At 36.0% G+C, this 21,687-nt stretch carries 14 protein-coding genes, 1 pseudogene and 1 riboswitch; of the genes and pseudogenes, 9 read left to right on the top strand and 6 right to left on the bottom strand.

What is annotated here, in order from left to right; genetic code table 11:
• Positions 1–1,172 precede the first annotated feature (1,172 nt).
• Positions 1,173–1,391 (bottom strand): hypothetical protein, encoded by a 219-nt coding sequence (locus V1500_RS23340; RefSeq protein WP_409303074.1) that lies wholly within the window; start codon positions 1,389–1,391, stop codon positions 1,173–1,175.
• A 1,146-nt stretch (positions 1,392–2,537) separates the two neighbouring features.
• Here V1500_RS23340 and V1500_RS23335 point away from each other — a divergent pair.
• Both V1500_RS23335 and V1500_RS23330 read left to right on the top strand, forming a co-directional pair.
• Positions 2,538–2,693 carry a hypothetical protein gene (locus V1500_RS23335; RefSeq protein ID WP_409303072.1) on the top strand — a complete coding sequence of 52 codons (156 nt, stop codon included), beginning with the start codon at positions 2,538–2,540 and terminating at the stop codon, positions 2,691–2,693.
• Between the two features lie 784 nt (positions 2,694–3,477).
• Positions 3,478–4,230, top strand: a complete 753-nt coding sequence (locus tag V1500_RS23330; protein WP_409303070.1) for a hypothetical protein — start codon at positions 3,478–3,480, stop codon at positions 4,228–4,230.
• A 579-nt stretch (positions 4,231–4,809) separates the two neighbouring features.
• Here the strand turns inward: V1500_RS23330 and V1500_RS23325 are convergent.
• On the bottom strand, positions 4,810–5,001 hold the full coding sequence (locus V1500_RS23325) for a hypothetical protein (protein WP_409303068.1): 192 nt from the start codon (positions 4,999–5,001) through the stop codon (positions 4,810–4,812).
• 691 nt (positions 5,002–5,692) lie between these two features.
• Here V1500_RS23325 and V1500_RS23320 point away from each other — a divergent pair.
• Positions 5,693–5,920: a hypothetical protein gene (locus V1500_RS23320; protein ID WP_409303067.1), complete on the top strand. Its 228-nt coding sequence runs from the start codon at positions 5,693–5,695 to the stop codon at positions 5,918–5,920.
• 903 nt (positions 5,921–6,823) lie between these two features.
• On the opposite strand, the gene V1500_RS23315 is transcribed toward V1500_RS23320, so the two are convergent.
• Positions 6,824–7,534, bottom strand: a complete 711-nt coding sequence (locus V1500_RS23315) for an SH3 domain-containing protein (RefSeq protein ID WP_409303066.1) — start codon at positions 7,532–7,534, stop codon at positions 6,824–6,826.
• Between the two features lie 553 nt (positions 7,535–8,087).
• Between V1500_RS23315 and V1500_RS23310 the strand changes: the two genes are divergently transcribed.
• The gene (locus V1500_RS23310; protein WP_409303064.1) at positions 8,088–9,125 is read left to right on the top strand and encodes a hypothetical protein; all 1,038 of its coding nucleotides are present in this window, start codon (positions 8,088–8,090) and stop codon (positions 9,123–9,125) included.
• Positions 9,126–9,605: 480 nt separating this feature from the next.
• Here the strand turns inward: V1500_RS23310 and V1500_RS23305 are convergent, their stop codons facing one another.
• Positions 9,606–10,541, bottom strand: a complete 936-nt coding sequence (locus tag V1500_RS23305; protein WP_409303062.1) for a VanW family protein — start codon at positions 10,539–10,541, stop codon at positions 9,606–9,608.
• Between the two features lie 823 nt (positions 10,542–11,364).
• Between V1500_RS23305 and V1500_RS23300 the strand changes: the two genes are divergently transcribed.
• The 4 genes and pseudogenes from V1500_RS23300 to V1500_RS23285 all read left to right on the top strand — a co-directional run.
• Positions 11,365–11,913 (top strand): SH3 domain-containing protein, encoded by a 549-nt coding sequence (locus V1500_RS23300; protein ID WP_409303060.1) that lies wholly within the window; start codon positions 11,365–11,367, stop codon positions 11,911–11,913.
• Between the two features lie 492 nt (positions 11,914–12,405).
• Positions 12,406–13,647, top strand: a complete 1,242-nt coding sequence (locus V1500_RS23295; protein ID WP_409303058.1) for a hypothetical protein — start codon at positions 12,406–12,408, stop codon at positions 13,645–13,647.
• Positions 13,648–14,294: 647 nt separating this feature from the next.
• Entirely contained in the window at positions 14,295–15,365 is a 1,071-nt protein-coding gene (locus V1500_RS23290; RefSeq protein ID WP_409303056.1) for an acyltransferase family protein, read from the top strand.
• Between the two features lie 732 nt (positions 15,366–16,097).
• A riboswitch (cyclic di-GMP riboswitch) is annotated at positions 16,098–16,189 on the top strand.
• Positions 16,190–16,651: 462 nt separating this feature from the next.
• Positions 16,652–16,877: pseudogene (locus V1500_RS23285) on the top strand (hypothetical protein); the annotation flags it as partial.
• A gap of 558 nt (positions 16,878–17,435) precedes the next feature.
• Here V1500_RS23285 and V1500_RS23280 read toward each other — a convergent pair.
• Entirely contained in the window at positions 17,436–18,104 is a 669-nt protein-coding gene (locus V1500_RS23280) for a C40 family peptidase (protein WP_409303054.1), read from the bottom strand.
• Between the two features lie 758 nt (positions 18,105–18,862).
• Here V1500_RS23280 and V1500_RS23275 point away from each other — a divergent pair.
• Positions 18,863–20,551: an ATP-binding protein gene (locus V1500_RS23275; RefSeq protein ID WP_409303052.1), complete on the top strand. Its 1,689-nt coding sequence runs from the start codon at positions 18,863–18,865 to the stop codon at positions 20,549–20,551.
• A gap of 714 nt (positions 20,552–21,265) precedes the next feature.
• On the opposite strand, the gene V1500_RS23270 is transcribed toward V1500_RS23275, so the two are convergent.
• Positions 21,266–21,541: a hypothetical protein gene (locus V1500_RS23270; RefSeq protein WP_409303051.1), complete on the bottom strand. Its 276-nt coding sequence runs from the start codon at positions 21,539–21,541 to the stop codon at positions 21,266–21,268.
• Positions 21,542–21,687 lie beyond the last annotated feature (146 nt).

Raw genomic sequence — 21,687 nt, 5'->3', positions numbered from 1 at the left:
CCTGCCCAACAAATATCTACTATCTAAACGCCATGATAACATTTTGGAGTCTGTTTGTGTGTAAAGGTGTTGTAAATTATGCTAGATATATCAGCAACACATCTAATAGATCGCCACTTATTGTTTCAGTAATTAATCTTCCATACAATTATTTCCTCTTCAAAAATAATTAAGAACTCCTGAATTTCCTTTTACATCTGTAATATAAGATACTCCTGTTTTAAAGAGAATGCATTTATAATGTCTTATGATCTTGGCAAGGTAGGGTAAAGGTAAAGTCGATTTATTTAGCTTTTTAAATAAAGAGACGTTGATTCCTTCTGGTACTCGCATGAAAGTTCAAAAAGGGATTAACACCGTTCCGCCTTGCATCTTATTTTTTATACAGTGATCAGAAAGGAAATAGAAATGGTTCATCCTCCAACAGTTAATAACACCGACTGCGATATGGTAATTCAACAGGAATGAGACAAAGGACAGTATTTCCTATGCGGTAAAAGCGATTAAATACGAGGAGTGTCGCAACTTATTCACAAGTGCAGCAAGCAATATGGTATATGTATATAAAGTTAATGGGAATGGACAGAAAAAAGATTATTGGACTTATTCACTTTTATCAATCAAGAACCATTAATTCCTGCAGCCATTGAAATGATAAATGGAGCCTTAGCGAAAAGATAAGATTAATAAGCAAAGAACATTTCAGCTTATATCGAAAAGAGTGTAGGTTTACCTATACTCTTTTTTGTTTGGTTCAGAACATAAGCAAATTAAGGGTTAACTAATAGTAAGACCTATAAAATAGTAAACGGGAAAAAGTTATACAGCGGGTATTCCTCTTATGTATACCGTAAGGCAATCTGACATAAAATAAGACCGTAACTGTATGCGGTCTTATTTTACCTTGTTTCTATAGAACAAAATATATTGTAATTAACGACTGTTCCAATAAAAAGGAAATTTTTTTCAGTTACCTACGAAATTATTTTTTTGTCTAATTACGGACGATTTATGCTGTTAACTTGGTTCAACCCATTCAAATCAATAGAAAAGCAGAGGCAATTCTTATTTGAATACTCTGCTTTTTTCTGTTTGTCATCTCATATGTGTTTGTTGACGCTGCGGGTTCTTTAAGGAGTTCGATTATAGAAGTAGTGGCTTTGTTTTTTATATTACAACCATATTTCCTGAGCAAGAAATTCTTTGCGTAATCTCTCAGATTCATTTCTTTTCTGTAAAATCTGATTTAATTTAGCAGCTTGCTCAAGAAAATTACTTACTAATGCCAGTAATTCTTCTCTTGGTGCCTTGTCTTCTAGGATTTCTATTGAGTAAGAAAGAGCTGAGGAAAAAGCGTCGTTCAACATCCATTCAGGTGATTGAAGTGTCATTTCATTGTCCTCCTATTATTAATTTCTCACTTTGCCGTGTATCATTGATTTATTACAGTTAACTTCCATTTTAGATTCATCAATTCCTGCACCAAAAAATTTTTTCTCTATTGGAAAGTAACAACTGGTCAAGTTATTTACCTGTCGGCCATCGTGATTGTGATTGTCAGTTTCATTGTTGCACTTGGTCTCAATGTCAGTAAGCTTCCTAAACACTAAGGTTCTTAATGCTTTTTAACACTATTAATATTCTTTACTTCTATAATATAATATTATGTTCAGTCTGTTTGAATGGGCTGACACAGATGATGCAAATGCTGGAAACCGAGCCGGTGTAAAGAGTAGACTCGGTTTGTTGTAATATTGATCAGGTATCTTTATGAAACTGGGGTGTTACTTGTTTAATAAGAGACAGGTTAGTAAGTAAGACTTAGAGACTTTTAAATTTGGGTGAAAGTGACAGGGGAAAAGTGTATTGATTGAAGAGGATAATATAAATCTATTACTTTTGTTTTTTTGTCTCAGGATATGTCTATTTATTCTTTATTCATTTCATACGAGGAAGCTATCAGTTAGAATCCTTATTTATCAATTGCAGTTTTAGTTGTGAATATTAGTGGGACCTATTGTTTTCAATTCTTTGTTACCATCGTTATGTTATAGTAGGTTTTCAACAATGGGAGCACAAGAAGATGTTAAGAAGATAGCTCACAATGAAAAAAATCATTGGCAAACGGTTATGAGGGGCATTCTTTCATTGATCATGAAAATTAAGCTTAAAATCAAATGCTGGGTTGCGGCGGTATAGATGATGCACCCTATGATGAACAAAATGAAATTGCGGAATAAATTCTTGGCTGGGGGCGTGACCGAGTATGATACGAAATAGAGTTTATTCGCTCATTTTTATAGTAGCAACAAGGACATACAGTTGATTGGAAGAAAACGAATCAAAATACGGAAGTTCAAAAAGGACTGGAATATGGATGTACTCCTATGCAGGAAAAAGAAATGATTTTGGCGAAAATTAGTTATTGATATTTAATATAAAATTGGCGGGAGAAAACCGAACGGCATTTTTTTCTGCGCTTGTCTGAGTTACTCGAAATAACGGTGAGTTAAATTCTTATAATGTAGGTGTAATATATGAATGAGATAGAAATTAATTTAAATAATGTTCATGAATCAACTAGATGGATTTTAAAAAGAATTAAGGAGAAACATGAATTGGGATTAACTTTGTCTTATGAAGAAACATCATGGTTGATTTCCCTGCTTGAAACACATTTAAATAGGAATTAAAACTGAATATCTCATCAAATGTTTGAATGCTAGATTTAAACCTCCTCCTCCCCAAATAAGTAATTTGTGTACTTGATAGTCTTATTGAAGTTTGCTAAATCCATAGAAAGTACCATAGGGCCTTTTATAAAGCAGGGACATCAAACTTAATAAATCTGTTCACAATGATGGGCTTTCAATTTAAATATTTCATTCTAGTAGCTCCTTGTGTAATTCTGCCAGTTAATCGCCATCTAAATGTTCCGAAATATCCGCTTTATCTTTTCTCCATTCAGATTGCTCTTTTAAGATGTATATTTAGCCTCAATTAGAGGAGAAGTAGAGGATGTATCTTCTTTTATATGTTTGGGTTGAGATTTAGTGCAAGTAATAAGAATCGCCGGTATAGAGCGGTTCTGCAGTACATCAACATCTGGGTAAAGCAACAAAAAAAGAGTGGAACAACCTTTTCCATTTGTTTAAATTAGTGGGTCTTTATAATGAATTATTTGTAGGCAGAGCTGTCACACTTTTCGTGGGATGCAATGGGAGGTCCGCTCACTTCTTCCATTAAAAGAATAACCTAAGCTTGAACAGTCCATAGTCGATATGAATCTTACAGGATACTACTGGATTAATCCTTCAAAGTGGCTGGCATATCTCAAAACCTTAAGGGGGATGAGTTATATTAATGATTTTAGGTAAATTTCCCACTTCTATTTCTTGTTTTCTGAAAAGAAAATCTACTATATAATGAAAGTTAAAAGGGGGTATTCATATATTAGATATACAGGAGATTGATGGTATGTTAAAGAAAACGATTTTACAATTCATGACAGCTCTTATTGTTGCGGCTTCATCTACTTTTGCGTTTTACCCTTCACATTCCGAAGCAGCAACCATAAACGTGGCGTCAGAAGTAACCAAGGCCCAAAAGAAGATGAAAGCTCCATTCGACAAGTATTATCAGACCCAACATTCGGGCAAAACGGTTCCTAAGGAAACAGTTCAGAAATATATTGTGATAGGCCAGGATGCTTATGAGAAGGCCACTGGTATCATCAAAAAGTATGGTGGAAAAAAGAAATCTTATTATCAGGCCAGTCTCGATAATTACAAGCGATATCTGGTAAGGTCCAGTTATTATGTCGGTGCATTGGAAGGCGTTCAATCTGTTTATGACCATTACGATTCCGTGTTGAACAGCCCGCGTATTGATTTTGAAGATAAATTCATTTCGGAATTCAATCAAATGAAGTATTACAGAAGCCGTGCTTCTTCGGCATTTAAGAATGTATATGGACCCGGCGTTCGTGATGTGCTCACCAAAGCCTATGCAAGGGTATTGACTGAGAAAATCACTGCAACGGAAGATGAAGCGGTCGTTGGCAGGACGTACTATTATGCATTGTATCAAGAAACGAAAGAGAATGCCCGGTATTATACCGACCAGGTGCAGGCAAACCTAGCTAGGATTGAACCTAATACCAATTATGGTAGGCAGCTACTGGACTTTGTGGCGTTGGCGGAAGAAGATATTGAATTACACTTCCCGTAAAATAAGAATATCAAACAATTTAACTTTAAGAACACCTATGATTACCTTATAGTTGTTCTTTTTTTTGCAGCCTGCTGGTTTTTTCAGAGAACTCAGAACGAGCCTTTACTAAATTATTTATCCTTTGAATTAACGGCAAAATCAGAGCTGTATGCATTTTACAATTTTATATACTCCTATTAATCAACTTAGCTCCCAAACATGTATTATTTATTAAGAAAATAATTACTGTATTCTTCAATAATTGTCACAACCAAAAATGTAACAATCCCTAAAGTTATTATAGTTGCCATCCTGCTATGCCCCCTTCATATTTCTACTTCATTATTTCTCTTTTGATACAGAAATTCCTTTTATTGTAAATTAGTTTGTCGTTGCATTTTGATACTTTATGACATATGTGATGGTTCATAAGTCGAATCCATAGAAGAGGTAAATATAAAATAAGAATTATGAAATGGACCTTAAAGAATATATCGAGAAAGCCCCTCGTAGGCTAATGGAAAGCGTACACTAAATGTGAAATATGCAGACTTAAAAAAACCTAACAAAAGCCCCTCCAGAAGTGGAAGGGCTTGTTCATTCTTTGCTATAGTGATATTTCTCTACGATATCTTGATAATATCCTAAATCCTTTAGTGGCGTATCCGTTTTAGTAGTGCATTGAATATGAGTTAGATAGTTCAACTCATCAATTGCTACTAAGTCTATAGCTTCCAATTCTTTACGACACCATGAACAATGAACAGGTACGATTATATTCGTTTCCATAAAGTTCCCCCTTTTTCAGTGTGTTTCTTGATTGTTTACGCATAATCCTTTCTGTTCACAAAATTGTAAAAAAAACCCCTTGTCAACCCAATTTTTTATCTAACAATTTCTAAGAAATATCCTTGTTGCCTGATACTGACTGGCGAGCAAGCAGAATACCATGTTGTATGGCCGGGGATGGTATGTTCTTTCCTGGGAGATGGTTACAAGAATAGTTAAGTTAAAAGAAAAGCTTCTTTATATCCAGTGGATAATAAAGAGGGGTATTGTGCATGCAAATTATCCTTTGAAGGTTAATTCGTTATAATGTACTAATTCAATTTTATATAAATTCTCCATGGAACGAATTTCACAATAACCTGATTCATATTTGTGCAACAATATATATTCGCTCCCTCTATACATAACTTTTATTTCCTTATGATCAGACATAATTCCCTCCAGACATCGCTGGACCAGAACACCCAGCAGTATTTATTACTATGCTACCATGTGAAAAAACAATAAGTCGATGGGTGTATTTTGTAATTATTTGGAATTTAGTTGTCGAAGAAGAAGAAACTAAAAGTTACAGAAGAAGTGACCACTTTCTTCGGCTCTAATAGGGTCGATAATTTGCCTAGAAAACATATGGTGAAGAAAGGGAAAATATACCAGGTTGTCGAATTAGAATAAATAAAGGAGTGGTTTGATGGTAGATGAAATTCTCAGTCAACTAACGGATTTTTTAGATCATGCTGTTACCGGCATGATCCTATTGATTATAGCTTGTGCGGTTGTTTATTCAGTTGTCTTTTTGATTATGCGCTCTATCGATATACCAAGACCTATTTCAAGTTTTGTGGCTACATTGGCATTGATAGCGGCAGCATATTACGCTTTTAAAATTGGGTATATTCCAAATGTAATTGGAAACTAGTAAAACTGACCATGAAGCTGGCAATAAGGTTCTGGAAGATATTATTGGTTTGATTTATTGAAATACTCGTAATAATGTGTTTTACTGCTCAGGAGATGGAGATTCTGGCTGTGCTTAATGTAGCCATGTTTGGTGGCGGTTTGTTGGGGATATATTTTCTTTTGGTATTCATTTACTATAAGATACCAGGGGGACGGGAAATTATACTGTTTATTTGTCCTGGGTTTAATTTATGTCATTTACATATTAATAATCAATAGTAGTAACCAACTGGTGCTATTAGGTTATTCTAAGTCTTCCATAGAAGCCTTTTTTTATTCGTTAGAATTAAAATATGATTGCCACTTAAATATATCTGTTCATTAGTCGATGAAAGTAAAAAAACAGGTTTTTTTAGAGGGGGATTAAATTCTGCAACAATTCATGGTTGTTAGATAGAAATGGGCTTTATTTTAGAGGTGGGAACATGTGTTCTTGATGAAATAATAATCATCAGAAAATCAGTGGAAATATGATGGCAAATATAAACAATAATATTATCCAGAATTAAAGTTCCTCTTTCAAGATATCATAAAAATTCTTCAATAGCTGCCTAATTCCGTATATGAGCATGCTGCTTGGTGGTCAAATGAAACAAGCGGCACACATTCACATGCCCTTACCTGGATTAACTCACATAAAGGATTCTTTTAGGCGAAAGTGTAATATTGTTAAGAGTCGAAAAATAAATGCTAGAGGAAATTGTACTGTCATAATCAAAAAATTTCAACAGCTAATATTACATCTATACAAAAGACGTTCATTAAATCCCCGGAGATATAATGAACGTCTTGCTTTTTAAAATCATTTGGAATTACTGAAGTACATAGCGAACTAAATGATGATTGGATGGATCTGAAATCCCTATTTTCTATAAGAAATGGTTTTTAACAGTGTAATGACCCTATTATTATTTATGGTTTTGATATGTGCATGGTTTCTGGCGAAATAAAATGTAAGAGAACCACTTTTAATTTCTATCGCATTTGTAAATGTTCCTGCAGGTGTTTTAACCGTTTTAGTTAAAGAAGTAATAATGTTTATTTGTCTGGAGCCGTCATACCATGTTTTCCCGCTCACCAGTGGAAACGGAATGACTAATTTTCTTCCACCGTCGGATGTTTCGTAATATAATCCATTTTTAGTTTCATCTTCAATATAGCTAATATGATATCCGTTTCCTTGTGCCTCCCATACATTCTTACCTTTTATTTTTTGTAAATAACGCTGGGTACCGATGCTTCCTGATTCCCAATAGGTGTACACTTTCTTCTTATCCTTTTTGAAACTTATCTGAGGGGATAGTTTTATATATTTGGTTTGTACAAAGGCCTTCTTTTTATTAAACCATGTCTCTGACCATCCATTATTAGTGAGCGAATACACATGGATGATGCTTCCTTTTGGTATGGAACCAAGTCTAGCGGAAGAAGCAGTGGCTTTTTCTCTGAGATTCAGTTTGCTGGCTGTGACCGTACCAGAAAGTATAGGTGAGGCATGTGATTCTATGGGGATCGAAGAAAAAACACAACAAACCATAACGAGAGCAACTATTGCTTTCATAATATTATTCATTTTCGTATGCTCCTATTTGATTTTTTCTTACCAATATCTTGGTGAAAAGAATAATTTACTGTAGTCGTCGGTGAGTTAGAAATTTGTTATTGAGTGTGTCATTGATATAACGTGGCATCTTTATTGTAGTGTTTGCTGAAGGAAATAGCTGCACTTTCATTTTTATTAAGTGGTAATAAATTTTCCCTTGAACTTCCGCCTGCCTTTCTCTGTAAACGGTCAGCTTAAGATATAAAAACAACTGGTCATATAAATTTGTCACCTCCTAATGATAATATTATACCTTTTTCTGAAAATTTCCTTTAGTGTAGAGATGCTTTTATGAGATATGATAGCCCCTTTCGTTTTCACGGGTACCACATTTTATGATCCAATAATAGGACTTTGATGCTTGTAACACGATTATGTGCCCAGTGTATATAAACGATTGTTTTCCAAATGAGATACTTATTTCTATTAGTTTACATTTGTAATAAATGGAAATATGCTATAATTATGCTATGTCGCTAGATTTGTATATTTGTGGAAAAAACGAAAGGAAAAGGAGAACTCTATGTTTAAAAAACTGTTTCTAGTTATCATTGTCTCTATTTTGTTAATGACCGCCTGCGATTCGATTAAAGGTGTTAATTTAAATCAAATGATTTTAAATAACGCAAAGATTAAATCGGGTCAAAGCTACACCGTCGTATCCCTCGATCTTGCTTATAAAAAATCGGACATAAAAGATAAGGAGTATCTAAAAGTATTGGATCTTTTGGATAATTCCAAGCTTCATGTTCAGACAAAAATGCAAAACGCTGACACCTTCTCAATTGGCGGATTTGTTCAGCTTAAACAAGGCAAAATTCCATTCCAGTTATATTCCGATAAAACACAAATGTCACTACTTCTGGATCAGGCTTCCAAGGCCATCCGCCTTCCAATGCAGGATGCAGGTTCAAGTGAAAAATTCGTTCAAAACATTCAATCCAAACTGCTTCCTTCAGTGGTGAAGGACCTGCCCAACCCTAAACATATTAATGTTGATACCAATATATCTTATAAGGTAAATGGAGAGAATGTAAAAGGCCACAAAATTCATGCTGAAGTATTTGCCAATGAGGTACCAGGACTATTGTTAACATTTCTTGATAACCTGTCAAGGGACCAAAAAGCTCTTAAAGAATTTGCTACTGTAGTCAACGAATTGAATAAAGTGACAGGAGACGATACAGTAGTTTCTGTAACAGAGCTTAAAAACTTGCTACTGGAATTCAAGGCGGAATTTAAAAAATCATTACCTGAGATGAAAAAATCAGGAATGTTCGATAAGAGAAACTTCCTAAAAACAGATATTTTAGTAGATAAGAACTTTAATGAAAGAAAATCTTACACTGAGATAAAACTAAATAAGCTTCCAGCAGATAATGGAGGCCTAAACGGAATTACATTAAAAGTTACTCAGGAGGTGTGGAATATCAACAAAAAGGTAACAGCTCAAAAGATTAATAGGACGAAATTTTTGAGTGCAGATGCTTCAGAACAGGAATTTCTAGCAACATTGGACAAAAAACGTAGTGTACTGTATCGGGTGATAAAGTCTTTTTAAGGTCACTGTAGAAATAGGAATATAGAAGTATTAGAGTACTAGGTTTCATAAAATGCAAAGGAACGTAGAAACAATAGCAAGGGACATTCCAACCTAGGTAATCACAGCATCCAACTTGGCTAATTGGATGCTGTTTTTTTTATTTATGTTCTAATAGCTGGCTGTCCAATCTTGCTGAAGGGTTCTTCTATAAGAATCATTCTTTCTATGATTTCGGTTAAAATGGGAACAAGAGACCCTGTATTTTTTTCTGATTAGTCAAAGAGAGAGTACCCGGTCCCTTTCGTAACGAAAATGGTATTTGTTTGCTATAACGAGAGGGGGAGCTGCTCCCTTAACATTGACTCAACGTATGCGAATAAAACATGTAAACTGATGCAATATCCCTCTTACTCTTTTTTCTTCAACAAAAAAACGCCTGAAAAAGGCGGTTTTCCTTAGTGTATGAATGGGGCAGGGCTATCAATGGGACCTGTCTTTTTATTTATTAGCTACATATTGTGGAGCTGTTGTGATTTGTACTTGAATACTTCCATGTTGGTAAACGGTGTTAATCATAACCGGGAATCTTTTGTTGTTTGTAAATTTAAAATCGTACCCGCCATATGATACAGTAGCGTCCCTTCCGATAGGCACATACCCGACTGGTTTTGAATGATGGTGAAGTTCTGTTATTTCTAAGCCAGATCGTTCTACTGCATTATATAAAGTACTGGATGTTTGGCAAATTCCACCGCCAATTCCTTCAACTAATTGTTTGTTGACGATTTCGTTTGCCTTTTGGTACCCTCTTTCAACCGAACGTTCGCCCACAATAAGATTATACGAAAACCGATCTCCTGGTCCAAGGATGACTCCATCTATCGCTCGAGCGGATAGCTCTATATTTTTGCTCCTCCCTACAACGGATCCGTTAAAGCTCGTTGTATAAGAAGCCAATACTGAACGTCCTATATTGGACAAATCATTTTTGTGTACATTTTGCTTTGTTTCTTTTATTGGCACATCTATTTCTCTCTGGAAGGCCGTTGCCCCTGTCAATCTGTGCACAAGTTCTTTACTGTCAAGTACGACACGGCTTTGGCCCGGTTCAATTCGACTGTCCTTTTTCCTCATGGGAATCATTGGGCGATCAAACTTTACTTCTAGCTGTTTTGCTATAGTTTGTACAGCTTGATTATCACTGAGCAATGATTGTTTTACTTTTCTTATTACGGTTCCATTTCTCGAGTCCACTAAAGTCAGTACTGGTTCAGCAAATTGCTTGTTTGCAACAGTTATATCTTTTGTAATATGTTTAGTTATGACTTGAGTCGAATCATTGGAGGAACCCAAAGCGACCCCCTCCTGTAAACCCAAAAAAACCAATACCCCCAACATCAAAAACAAACCAATAAGAGCAATATTTTTTTTCAATTCCCCACACCCGCACTATTTATTTTTCCTATGTTCATGACCGGAAGTATCAATGCCATAACTGATATTTTTGGGCTCATCTCCTCCTGGAACAATTCTTTCTTACTTCTTTTCCCAATTATATTTCAACCACGCTACAAGTTCTATTACTTATTTCGAATATTACAAAAAACTGTGCGACACTAATTGACAAAAATATTGCTCAGATCATACTTAGGAAACTTGGAGATAATTATTAGATTTATATTACTCATTGCTGTGTAATACCGCCTTTTTTTAAACACCACTGTATAACCCGGTTCATCTTTATCTATATTTTTAGTCACAAAAGTCTGAGTGAAGTGATGATAGACTACCGTATATATTGAAGTACTATACAGTTACATCAAAAATGCTCTTAGACACTGGTTAAATTGTTCCTTCGTGGGGTTTTACACGAATATTTGTTTATCACACATTACTGATGAAGAAGCCAGGGTAGGAAAAACGGTAGTGTTTTTTATAGATCCTGAATTTTAAGTCGTGATTTGTTGGAAATTTACACCGAAAAGTAAATGAATCATAAAGTGATTATTGGTAACATGAAGAAGAATTATTGCTTAATACATGATTTGAAAGGGTGATTTATTCCCGAAAGTTTTGCTTGACGTACTAAAATTGTGATGTTTTATTATGAATGTAACATGAAAATGGGGAAAGGGGTGGAACAGCCGAGGACCAGATTGTTATGACAGTAGATATTCTTCTACTTGGGCGGATAAGAGTAATGTAACGAATAAGATTTGAAGTACTAAGAACTGATCATCAGTAAGGAGGGTGTTCATTGAATAAACGCAGTGCTTTTATTATGTTCGTCATTTTAATAAGTTTGCTTCCTTTTCAATCAAGTGAAACTGCTTTTGCAACCACAAATAGTCCGAAATCCAACTATATAGTTTATATAACAGGTAAAAAAGCAGATATTTTTAATAAACCCGTAGGCAAAAAAATCGCTACAATTAACCAATCTTATAATGAATCTAACGATCCCATTCCAACCCCTAATACTCTCCTAGTAAAAAAATTCGTAGCTAATCACTGGGTGCAAGTCACTCACAAAACACGTGGCGGAAAGATGATTAAAGGATATGTTCAAACAAAATATATATCCGCGAATTACATTTCAGCAGATTATGCCGTTATTGATAGTGTGAATGGATTGTATTTAAGAAAATCAGCTAGTTCAAAATCCAAGGTGATTATAACTATTCCTTATGGTACGCGAGTAAATCTCATTGCGGTTTCTGGGTCGAAAAATGAGTGGTATAAGGTTAAGTATAATGTGAACAATAAATCATTTATCGGTTTTATTAGCAACAAATATGTACGATAAATACTAAATAAAATCCTTGACCTATTGCATGACTAAAAATTAAAAAGGGCATAGATTATATAGGGTAGTTTTCAGGACAAAAATAAAGGTTAATAGCCTAACTAAGAAGGATTAAAAAATAAAAAACGTATAACCATATCGTTGGAAATGGTAATTGGAGCCTTTCGAAGCAAAGGTTCTTTTTTCTTTTAATTTTATGCCAGTTCAGTGACATATGAAGATGAGGTACCTACCAATTTAAACAATGATATCGCGATTCTCCCATTTTGTTACTTATACACACAATGGAAAATAGTAACTCGAAAAAAATGAAATATTGTCGATAAATAGCTAAATAAACCGTATGTTTTTAGACTATTTTGCATACTTTTAATATTTAATTTTTTTATCTTGTTTTTCTAAAAATTTTATTATAATCTTCTTATTGTAAAAGATTGGTTTTTATTCACAGTTTTTCTCGAACGTTATCAAACAATAAGGAGATATGAGAAAATGATGAAAAAGAAGGCTATTAAACTTGCAACAGTATCAGCAATTGGGTTCTCGACTATTGCGGCTGTTGCACCAATCCAGTCAGCAGCAGCTACTAATCTAAAAACAACAGTAGAAAACGCCAAGAAAGCAATGTACGCACCCTTTGCAGAGCTTAACAAGATAGGGAATACGGGCAAGACAGTCCCTGCCTCAAACATGATAGCACTTATCAAAAAAGGGGAAGCTGCCTATGAAGCGGCGACCAAAGACGTAACACTTTACGGTGGGAAAGATGCTACAGCATACCAGGCTATCCTCGATAGCTATAAAATATATCTTCAAAGATCCGAGAAGTATGTGACAGCACTAAGGTCAATTTCCAGCTTCTATAAGGAGATCGATACAGCGTCCCAGTCTAAAAATGTAAAAGCGCTGGGTGGCACCCTTGGCTTAGCTAAATATAAGAAGAATCAGGCATATTTGGCCATTGAAAAAGTATACGGGCCTAAAAACCGTCAAGTACTTACAAAAGCCGTGAATAAAGTATTAAATGGAAAGATAGAATATCTTACTAAAAAAATCTCTGGATTAAACCCAGTTGTTAAAGTAGCGCGTGTCCTTTCTAATTCATCAGTAGAATTACAGCTGGCTAAGTCCTATAAATTGGAGGATTTTGAAGGAGTCATCGTAACAGGTACGGAACTACGGAAGACAGGGAAAGTCACACTTTCTCCAGATGGCAGAAGATTAACGATAAGCCAGGTTACACCTGCATTCATCAATAATAGAAAATACGCAGTCGCAGTGAATGGTGTGATATTGGAGCGTTCTGGTTTTAAATATGACACCGCAGTTGTGAATGCATTAAGGATTTATAGAGTAGAAAAAACCGTCCCAAGCTATGGAGCTAAAACGATGATCCAAAATGGGGCGACTGGAGTTGAAAAGTATTATATAGATGCACAATCCGGCGACCGAAAAGACAATTATGTTGAATTTGTATTGAGTAAGCTGCTGTCGTCCGCTACACAGAAAAACATAAAAGGATACGTCAAGGTTTATGATGTTACGAGCGGGAAAGTGGATGTTACAAAAAATATGACGATTACTGTATTGAAGAATAATACAATCCTGCTGAATGTGAATGATGTCCATATTAGGTCCAAGCATAAATACCGCGTGGACATCAGTGGGAATCTGAAAGGGACTACAGGGACAAAGCTTGGTGGAACTCAAATATTCACCTTCACGGTTCGATAAAGCAATTGGAAGTCCTCTTCTCGAACTAAAGCTGGATTCCAACAAGCCAATCCGTTCTTTCGTTCATCATAATGAGTGCTTTTTTCTATTTATAGAACGATAGATAATTTACCGAGAATGCTTGAAAACACTATAGGTAAGTAACCTACCGTGTGAATTTAGTGATTTCGTTAGGCGGCGTTTATTGGACATGAATCCGGTATGTACGGAGCGCATGTCCTTTTTATTTCTTCTTAATTTTAGTTATCTTAAAGTTTGATAGATTTGGTTCAAAGTAGCCTGAAGTTACAAACATTCCCACTGCATAAAACATTCAATAATGGTATTATTACAATTCCTCTGTCAACCGCTTCAACCCCCTCCTAAGCTAAATTAACAGATTAAATCTTACAATATAGCTAAACGCATTAAAAATGTGACTTATGAAGAAAGTTAAGCAAGAACTTTACCAGCTTTATATCCTCATTTAAAGATTTAGGTCCTCTCTCTGTGTGTTCTTATATCAATATACCTTTTAATTTTTATAATTGTTTTCATTCATATTTATAAAAGGTTAATAAAAAGATATAGATATAACGATATGGTACCATATGCCTGTTGTTTCAACATTTTCTTCATGTTACCTTAGTAAGGAAAAGGAAAATTATATGTTGAAAAAACGTAGAGAGGTATCTGAGATGATAAAAGAGTGGAATTTACTGCGTACCATTGCCTGTTTGAGTATTGTTTTCCTGCATAGTACAACACAAACAGGCAGAGCAGTAGGCTATCCAGAGATTGAACATTATAATATGCTGCGGACAGCTTTGTGTTATGCGACTCCTACCTTTATAGTCCTTTCAGAAATCATCCTTGCAAACCGATATCCTGATCGTCTGCCGGAAAAGTTCTGGTCCAAACGATTTAAGTGGATTTTCGCGCCCTATGCGGCCTTTGCGATTATCGATGCATTTGTTACGAAACACTTTACTCCTGGCACCGATCTTGGTGAAAGAATATTTCTCAATTTAGTCATGGGAAATTATGAAGGATATTTTATTTTAATCATTTTTCAATTTTATTTGCTCCATTATGTGATTACCAAGTACAAAATCCCGACCAACTGGCTGCTTCCAGCTAGTTTGATGATTATGGTCGCCCATTTAACAATACTTAATGGAAATCTTCCATTTGTACAGGAAAATAGAAATCACTTAAAAATTCCGTTTACAGCCTGGATCGGTTATTTTGCAATAGCCTATATAATAGGGAAGCATTATCAATCTTTCGCCAAAAAAATCTGGAAGTATAAATGGCTTTCGTTAGTGGGAGTCGCTATCGCCATATTTTACTTCTTCATGTCTTATCAATCTGGAAACTTTAGGGTGGCATCTTACAGGCATGACCTGTTTCCTCTAGTACTTGCCATCATCGTTGCTGTTTTTGCATGGGGCCAGCTTGTACCGAACCTTAAAGTCATTAATCTGATAAGCAACTATTCTTTTGGAATTTATCTTGTGCACTGGCAGGTTCAACGGTTTTTGGCTCCCTATGTCGCCCCATATTTTGAACATACAAGCACAAGGGTCATCGGTCTTTTCTTTATTACCCTGGCGGTATCAATAGTTATTATTAAAATTATTCATGCTTTGCCATTTGGCAGTTATATAGTAGGTAATGTAAAACGAAGAGTCGGAAAGAGAAAAGCAGGCTACCAAGTCGAGCCAAAGGCTGCTTAACAAGAACAGTTTTTATTTGAGAATTGCATTAGCCAGGCTTAAGTAACGTTAAATTAACTAAAGCTTATTCAACACATGAAATATTCGCATCATAAGAAAAACATCCCCTTTGATCGAGGGGATGTTTTTGCTTTGAGAAAAATTTACCATTTGAGTAAGTCTATTGTATCATATTTTTTGTACAGTGGGATAGGGGTATGAAATTTTGTTGCTGTTGTGTCGATCTAATACTGACATTACCAACCAGCTAAGAAGCAGCGATGCTATTTCAGTTTATGAAAATAGCTATGTAAGGATATCAAAGGATTTAGTCAGCAAAGAGCTTAACTGTTACTATAAAAAACGGTAGTAAAATGGTAACCGATATAAGTGTTGGCGAAATGAGGTATGAAGATTTGCATGTATGTGCTGCTGCGGTGTCATTAGAGGATTTAACACTATTAACAATGCATCCTAAGGCAAAAGATCTGACCTTAATTGATGAGGATTGTCAGATTTGAAAAGTATGCCGTTGTCTGTTGTTGGTTACACCATAACTAAAACTAATAAAAGTTGAACTCAATGTTAAGGACTAGTGACAAAGCTAGTTCATTTTTTAATGGAAATATGGATAATAACAATCTATCTCTTCGTTGATAGGTGTAAGTCGAAAATTGTAATAATTATTGGAAAAGTTATCATGGAAAAACTCTGGAAGTTATTTCTATAATAATTGTAAGAACATGCAATAATTTTGGAGAAATGCAAACTTATTGAAAGATAAGGACGCAAAGCCACGAATCTAATGTTACCGAATCGATAACTATGATAGTCGGGCTGCCGCAAAGAGGATGAAAAGGATTACATGCCTTTGTTATTAATGAAGGAAATCTGGACACCTTTTAGGATGCTAGGTATTAAGGTATTCAGGACCGAGGAAGGACACCACTATATAAAAATCTGGAATAGTAGCAGAAAAAAGCTTCCCTTTTAAAGCAGAGCATCGAGTAGAAAAGATATGTATTAAACGGTGACAGTGCGCGTCGATCACCAAAGCTCTCAATACAGGGGAGATTTGGTGAGTGGCTTTTTCTTTTTTTGATTCAATGGTATCCCTAAGATCTTTAGCTGGGTAGATAGATAGGGTTCAACATGCCAATGGAAGAGAAAAAATTTCGTATATGAAAACCTAAAAATTATAAGTTATTATACAGCGAATACCGTAGTGTTATCGATTCGAATAATCAGGGATAAAGGAATGAGATGTTGCGCTTTTGCTCCGATTCGGCTTGCCGGTCCAGGTATATCATGATCCTGAGACTCATTTAATTCTTATTATTCATCAGCATTTACTGGGGCAAAGAGATAAAATCTCAGTTTTTGGCACGGATTACAATTGATCCTGCCAGACTTGTAGCTGCCTCAGATAAGATACGTAAAGAATTAGGCTGGGAAACAGAAATAAAACTGGAACAAATTATAGAGAGTGCGTGGAAGTGGCATCCAAGGAATATAAAAAAGGTCAAGGAATGATATAAATAAATAATAGAAATATATCCACCTCACAGTTGCAGAATATTTGGGTGGATATAGTTGAATAGGAGAAGTAATTGGGCCACCGGATCAATCATCCCTATATCTTCTCCTGTGAAGAAATACCTAGACAACTACATAGCTATACCAAGTAGCTTACCATCCTGAGAGGACTTCGCGTTTACGTCACTCCGTTATTGAATATGTCTTCCTCTTTTAACACCTTTCCACTTTTACAAGAAATTTTATTAAATCCCTTGTGGTTGAATGTATGGCAGAAACAGCACTCAGAGGGGGCAGAAACCAGCAATATTGAGTTTGCTACCCTTTCGTTCCTTCCAGTCGGATGGTCTATTTAATATAAAAAGTGTTCGGTAGGGGACTCGGCTGTATATGTAGTAGATCCACTGCCGTCCAGGTACATGTCAGCACCCATTCGTATCTTTCGGAAGTTGGAAAATTCATTGTCTCTTAAGGCAGCGATGGCGCACCAGATTCTGTAGCCCTTATGCGTAAATGCATTAAAAACCACCAATCAACAGATTGGTGGTTGAGATATTATATGCGCTTTGCTCCAATAAACTTGGGTTTCCAGTATGAATTGCTTGTAGAGGAGTAGGAAACTCCTTTAGATGAAGCAGAGTGAATCATCTGACCATTTCCAAGATAGATGGAAACATGTGTTGGTCTAGACGCCTTGTTTGGTGCAAAGAATAGCAGGTCCCCAGGAAGAGGAGATGAAACGCGTGCACCTGTGCTGTACATTTGTGCAGCTGTCCTCGGTAAAGTTTTGCCTGCCTTGTCAAAGGAATACTTCACAAGTCCAGAACAGTCAAATCCGCTTGGAGTAATTCCGCCCCATCTATATTTGACCCCTAGATTGCTTTTTGCCACGTTGATTGCTACTGCACGGTATGATGATGCTGCAGTGGCTGCAATAGGCTTAGTTGCGGAAAGATATCTTGCATTTACATAGCCTTGTTTCTCGGAAGCTGTTACCTTAGCCCATCCGTTCGCTTCATTATGTACAGATACCTGAGTTCCAGGCTTTAGCTCAGTGATGATCTTAGCGTTTGCTGAAGCAGTGGTGCGCATATTTAAAGTGTCGTTTACGACATTTACATATTTAATGGTTGTTTTTGCTGGTGTTGCTGCCTCACCTAAGGTTGGTGATACTATTATGATTGCTATGGCAAGAGTGACTATTGCGACAATTTTCTTTAACATAGTGTTTTACCCTCCTGGTGTGGCTGATAAACCTACTATATAACAAACATTTTACGACAATTTCACAGGGATATTACAATTAGATTACAAAATTCGGGTGATAGTGCCAAAAGTAGCTAAATGGGTGGATTTATCTTCTGGTTTGTAGGTACTATGTTGTATCTATGATGCGAAAAAACGGGTCAAAAAAGGCAGATTTTTATCAAAGTGGAGGGCTTGTGTTTCTGGAATGTAATAAAAATGTATTATTTATTAGCCCGTTATGTAGGCTTTTAAAATAATTCAGCTACGTTTTTATTCTTGCAGTTATTAACATGTGTAATTAACTCCCTCCTCAATAAGGTAATAATACTATGCAAATTCCTGAACGGTGACGGATATTTGTTGCACCGTCGGTAATTCAACAATTTGCGGACTGATGGTTCGGGTGCTGTCTAGGATTCTAGCGAATTATTTGAAGTTCAACTGATATTTCTACACCCTATTGTGCATTTTCAAATACATCTTTCATGATATCGACCTATTGTTCTGTCTCTTTCTGAATGACAGAGATTAGCCTGTGGTAAGTGTAGTAGAGGATTACGTTTGTTCAGCCAATTACCATACATAAGAAGAAACACTGAAATGTAGTAGACTTCATAAAAAAATAAAACAAATACAGGGTTTTAATCAGTCAAAAAAATATATTAAGATTGGAGAATATACCTGGAAATTGACATTATTATTATGTTTCAGTTTAGCGATAAAAGGAGTTTGTCATGGAAGTTAAATGGTTTTCAGTAAAGAAGAAGCTGATATTGTTTTCGCTCCTTCTTTTATTAATTCCCCTTTCCATTATTACGATTCTTGCCAATGGAAAGGTCCGGGAAATGACTGAACAGGAGTATGTGAATTCTAGTCTAAGAGAAATCGAAAAGGTAGATAACGCAATCTCGCTGTATTTTAAGGGATTAGAGGAAGATTTAAATATGCAGGCGACTGACCGGCGAGTGCTGAAGGCGGACAGCAGCATAACGACATATAAGGATATGAAAAAGAAAGGGACATTCGTCCAGATGCAGCCAAGCAAAAATGGTGCGTTGGAAAAGGAAATTTATGAAGTTTTCTCTCACTTTGGAAAAAAACATCCTGATGCAATGTATGTGTATATGGGCACGGAGGATGGCAGGTATGTCCAATACCCTGAAGGGCCCACTCTCCCAGGATATGATCCAAGAAAGCGGCCCTGGTATGTTAAGGCCTTGAAGGATCCAGGCGAAGTATTGATGACAGGTGCTTATGTTTCATCTGGAATACCCCATAAAATAGTCAGTAATGTTGTCACCATTGAACGTGATGGCAAAAGAATCGGGGTAATGGGGCTGGATGTCAGTCTCGACGGTCTGACAAGCCTGATGCATGATGTGAAAATAGGCGGTACAGGGTATGTGATTTTAACGCAAAGAGATGGCACGATTATTGCTCATCCTAAAAAGCCCGAACTAAATTTTGAACCAATTTCTAAATTGAACATTCCCGAATTGGGAGCAATCGGGCAAGACGGCATATTTGAGGCAAACGTAGACGGCGAAAAATCTGTTTTACATGTGACCACTTCGGCAAATCAAAACTGGAAATACATATCGGTTATTGGAAAAAAAGATTTGGCGGTTTCTGCGAATCAAATTGGCCGGAATTTTATAACCATAGGATCTTTTGTAGTCATTATTGCAATTGTTATTTCTGTATTTATCATCAGCCGTTATACGAATAATTTTAGGGAATTGGCGAAAGAAATGAGGGAACTTGAAAAATTGAAGACAGTCAGTGAGATAGCTGCGAGCATCTCTCATGAAGTGCGCAACCCTCTAACTGTAATTAAGGGATTTCTGCAGCTGTTAAAGGAGCGTAATCATACTGATGAGGATAAGATGCTGTATCTCACGATTTCATTGGATGAGCTGGAACGTGCAGAACATATTATTACGGATTATCTGACCTTTGCCAAGCCGTCGCTTGAAAACGTAAAGGTATTGGATTTGACTGAAGAATTGGATTATGTTTTAACGGTTGTAAGCCCATATGCAAATATGAATAATGTACATATTGATGTATCCTTTAAGGAAAAAGTGTATATTTCCGGAGAGGCCGCCAAGCTTCATCAATGCTTGATTAATGTGATCAAGAATGGGATTGAAGCAATGCCAGAAGGGGGAGAGCTTAGTGTCGCTATAACAAAAGCGGGTTCTCATGCATCATTAAGTGTCACAGACAGCGGAACAGGGATGAGCGAAGAGCAACTGAAGAGGCTGGGAACACCTTTTTACACAACGAAAGACAAAGGCACAGGACTTGGCACCATGGTCGTATATAGTATTGTTAAAGCCATGGGCGGAGAGATTAAGGTCAAAAGTAAAGAGAATAAGGGTACTAGTTTTACAATTATCCTTCCACTCGCATCAAAATAGTCAGCACCAGCTAAAACTAATTGAATATACAAAGCCGAGGTTCATAGATAATCAAAAAGTCAGTCAGCATTATTAAACTGAATGGAAGAGTTGCTTAACGCCTGTTTAAGCAGCTCTTCTTTTTTTCTTTAAGGTTCTATACATTATGTCAGTAATGTTTTAGAGGGCGTCCGAACGATCTATTCCCTGGTGATGCGTGCAAAATCTGGGACGATCCGATCATCGAAGAAAAGCATATCAATTGGGTAATGTATATGTATGTGATAAACGTGGAAATATTGATGTCACAACAAAAAAAGAGCAGCTGCTGGCTATGCGAATTGCTTCCCCAAATAGTGTGTGAATTGTCCTTTTTCTGACTCAGCAGAATCCGTTACAAATTTTAATGGGGTTCTTCCTACTCCTCTCCAGGTACAAGTTGAAATTTTAGATAAAAGATCTGATTTCAATGGTAAAAATCCATATCGCGTATAGATTTTGAATTTCGCCCATTAAAGTCCATATATCGAGTAAAATTTGATATTTCGGGCATAAAGTGGCTGAATTCGAGCATAATTTCACACAAGTCTCTGAAATTAATACATCCCAAACCTGCTGAAGCTGTCATAATTGATTTTTTTGATTTTCCGGTAAATCTATTGCAAATTATTTTTAGCTTATATGTTGTAGAAAAGGCTGAAAGTAAAAAACAGCGCCGGACAGACCATCCAGCACTTATTGACTTAAAGAATTATAATACTCAATCATGGAATTAATCTTTTTCAGCTGGTCCCGGCTATTGCAAGAAATCACCATGTCTTTGATTTTCTCCAGCATCATAATCTGCTCCTCATACCGAAATCGTTTTTCCCTGCTGACGGTTATACTGGTTTTTTTATCTGGATTAGTGATTATAAGCTTCAGTAATCTATTTTTTGTTTCTAAAGATGAATTGATTTGCTGGAGTATGAGTGGTTTATCTTTATTTTGAAGAAAAAGGATTTTGTTCATCGAATGATCTTCTCACAACACTCTTTATAGCCTTTTGAATGCGCGTCTCTCGGCATAAGGTTTGCACAAATCGCATACATGAATTTTGGACGTCCCAAAATACAATGTAGTCTTACGGAATTTCTTCTTGCAGAAATGGCATGTCT

It is taken from the genome of Peribacillus sedimenti, from assembly GCF_046237635.1.
Lineage (GTDB): Bacteria > Bacillota > Bacilli > Bacillales > DSM-1321 > Peribacillus > Peribacillus sedimenti.
Note: the sequence above shows the minus strand (reverse complement) of the source record. Positions and strands in the feature narration are given on the sequence as shown.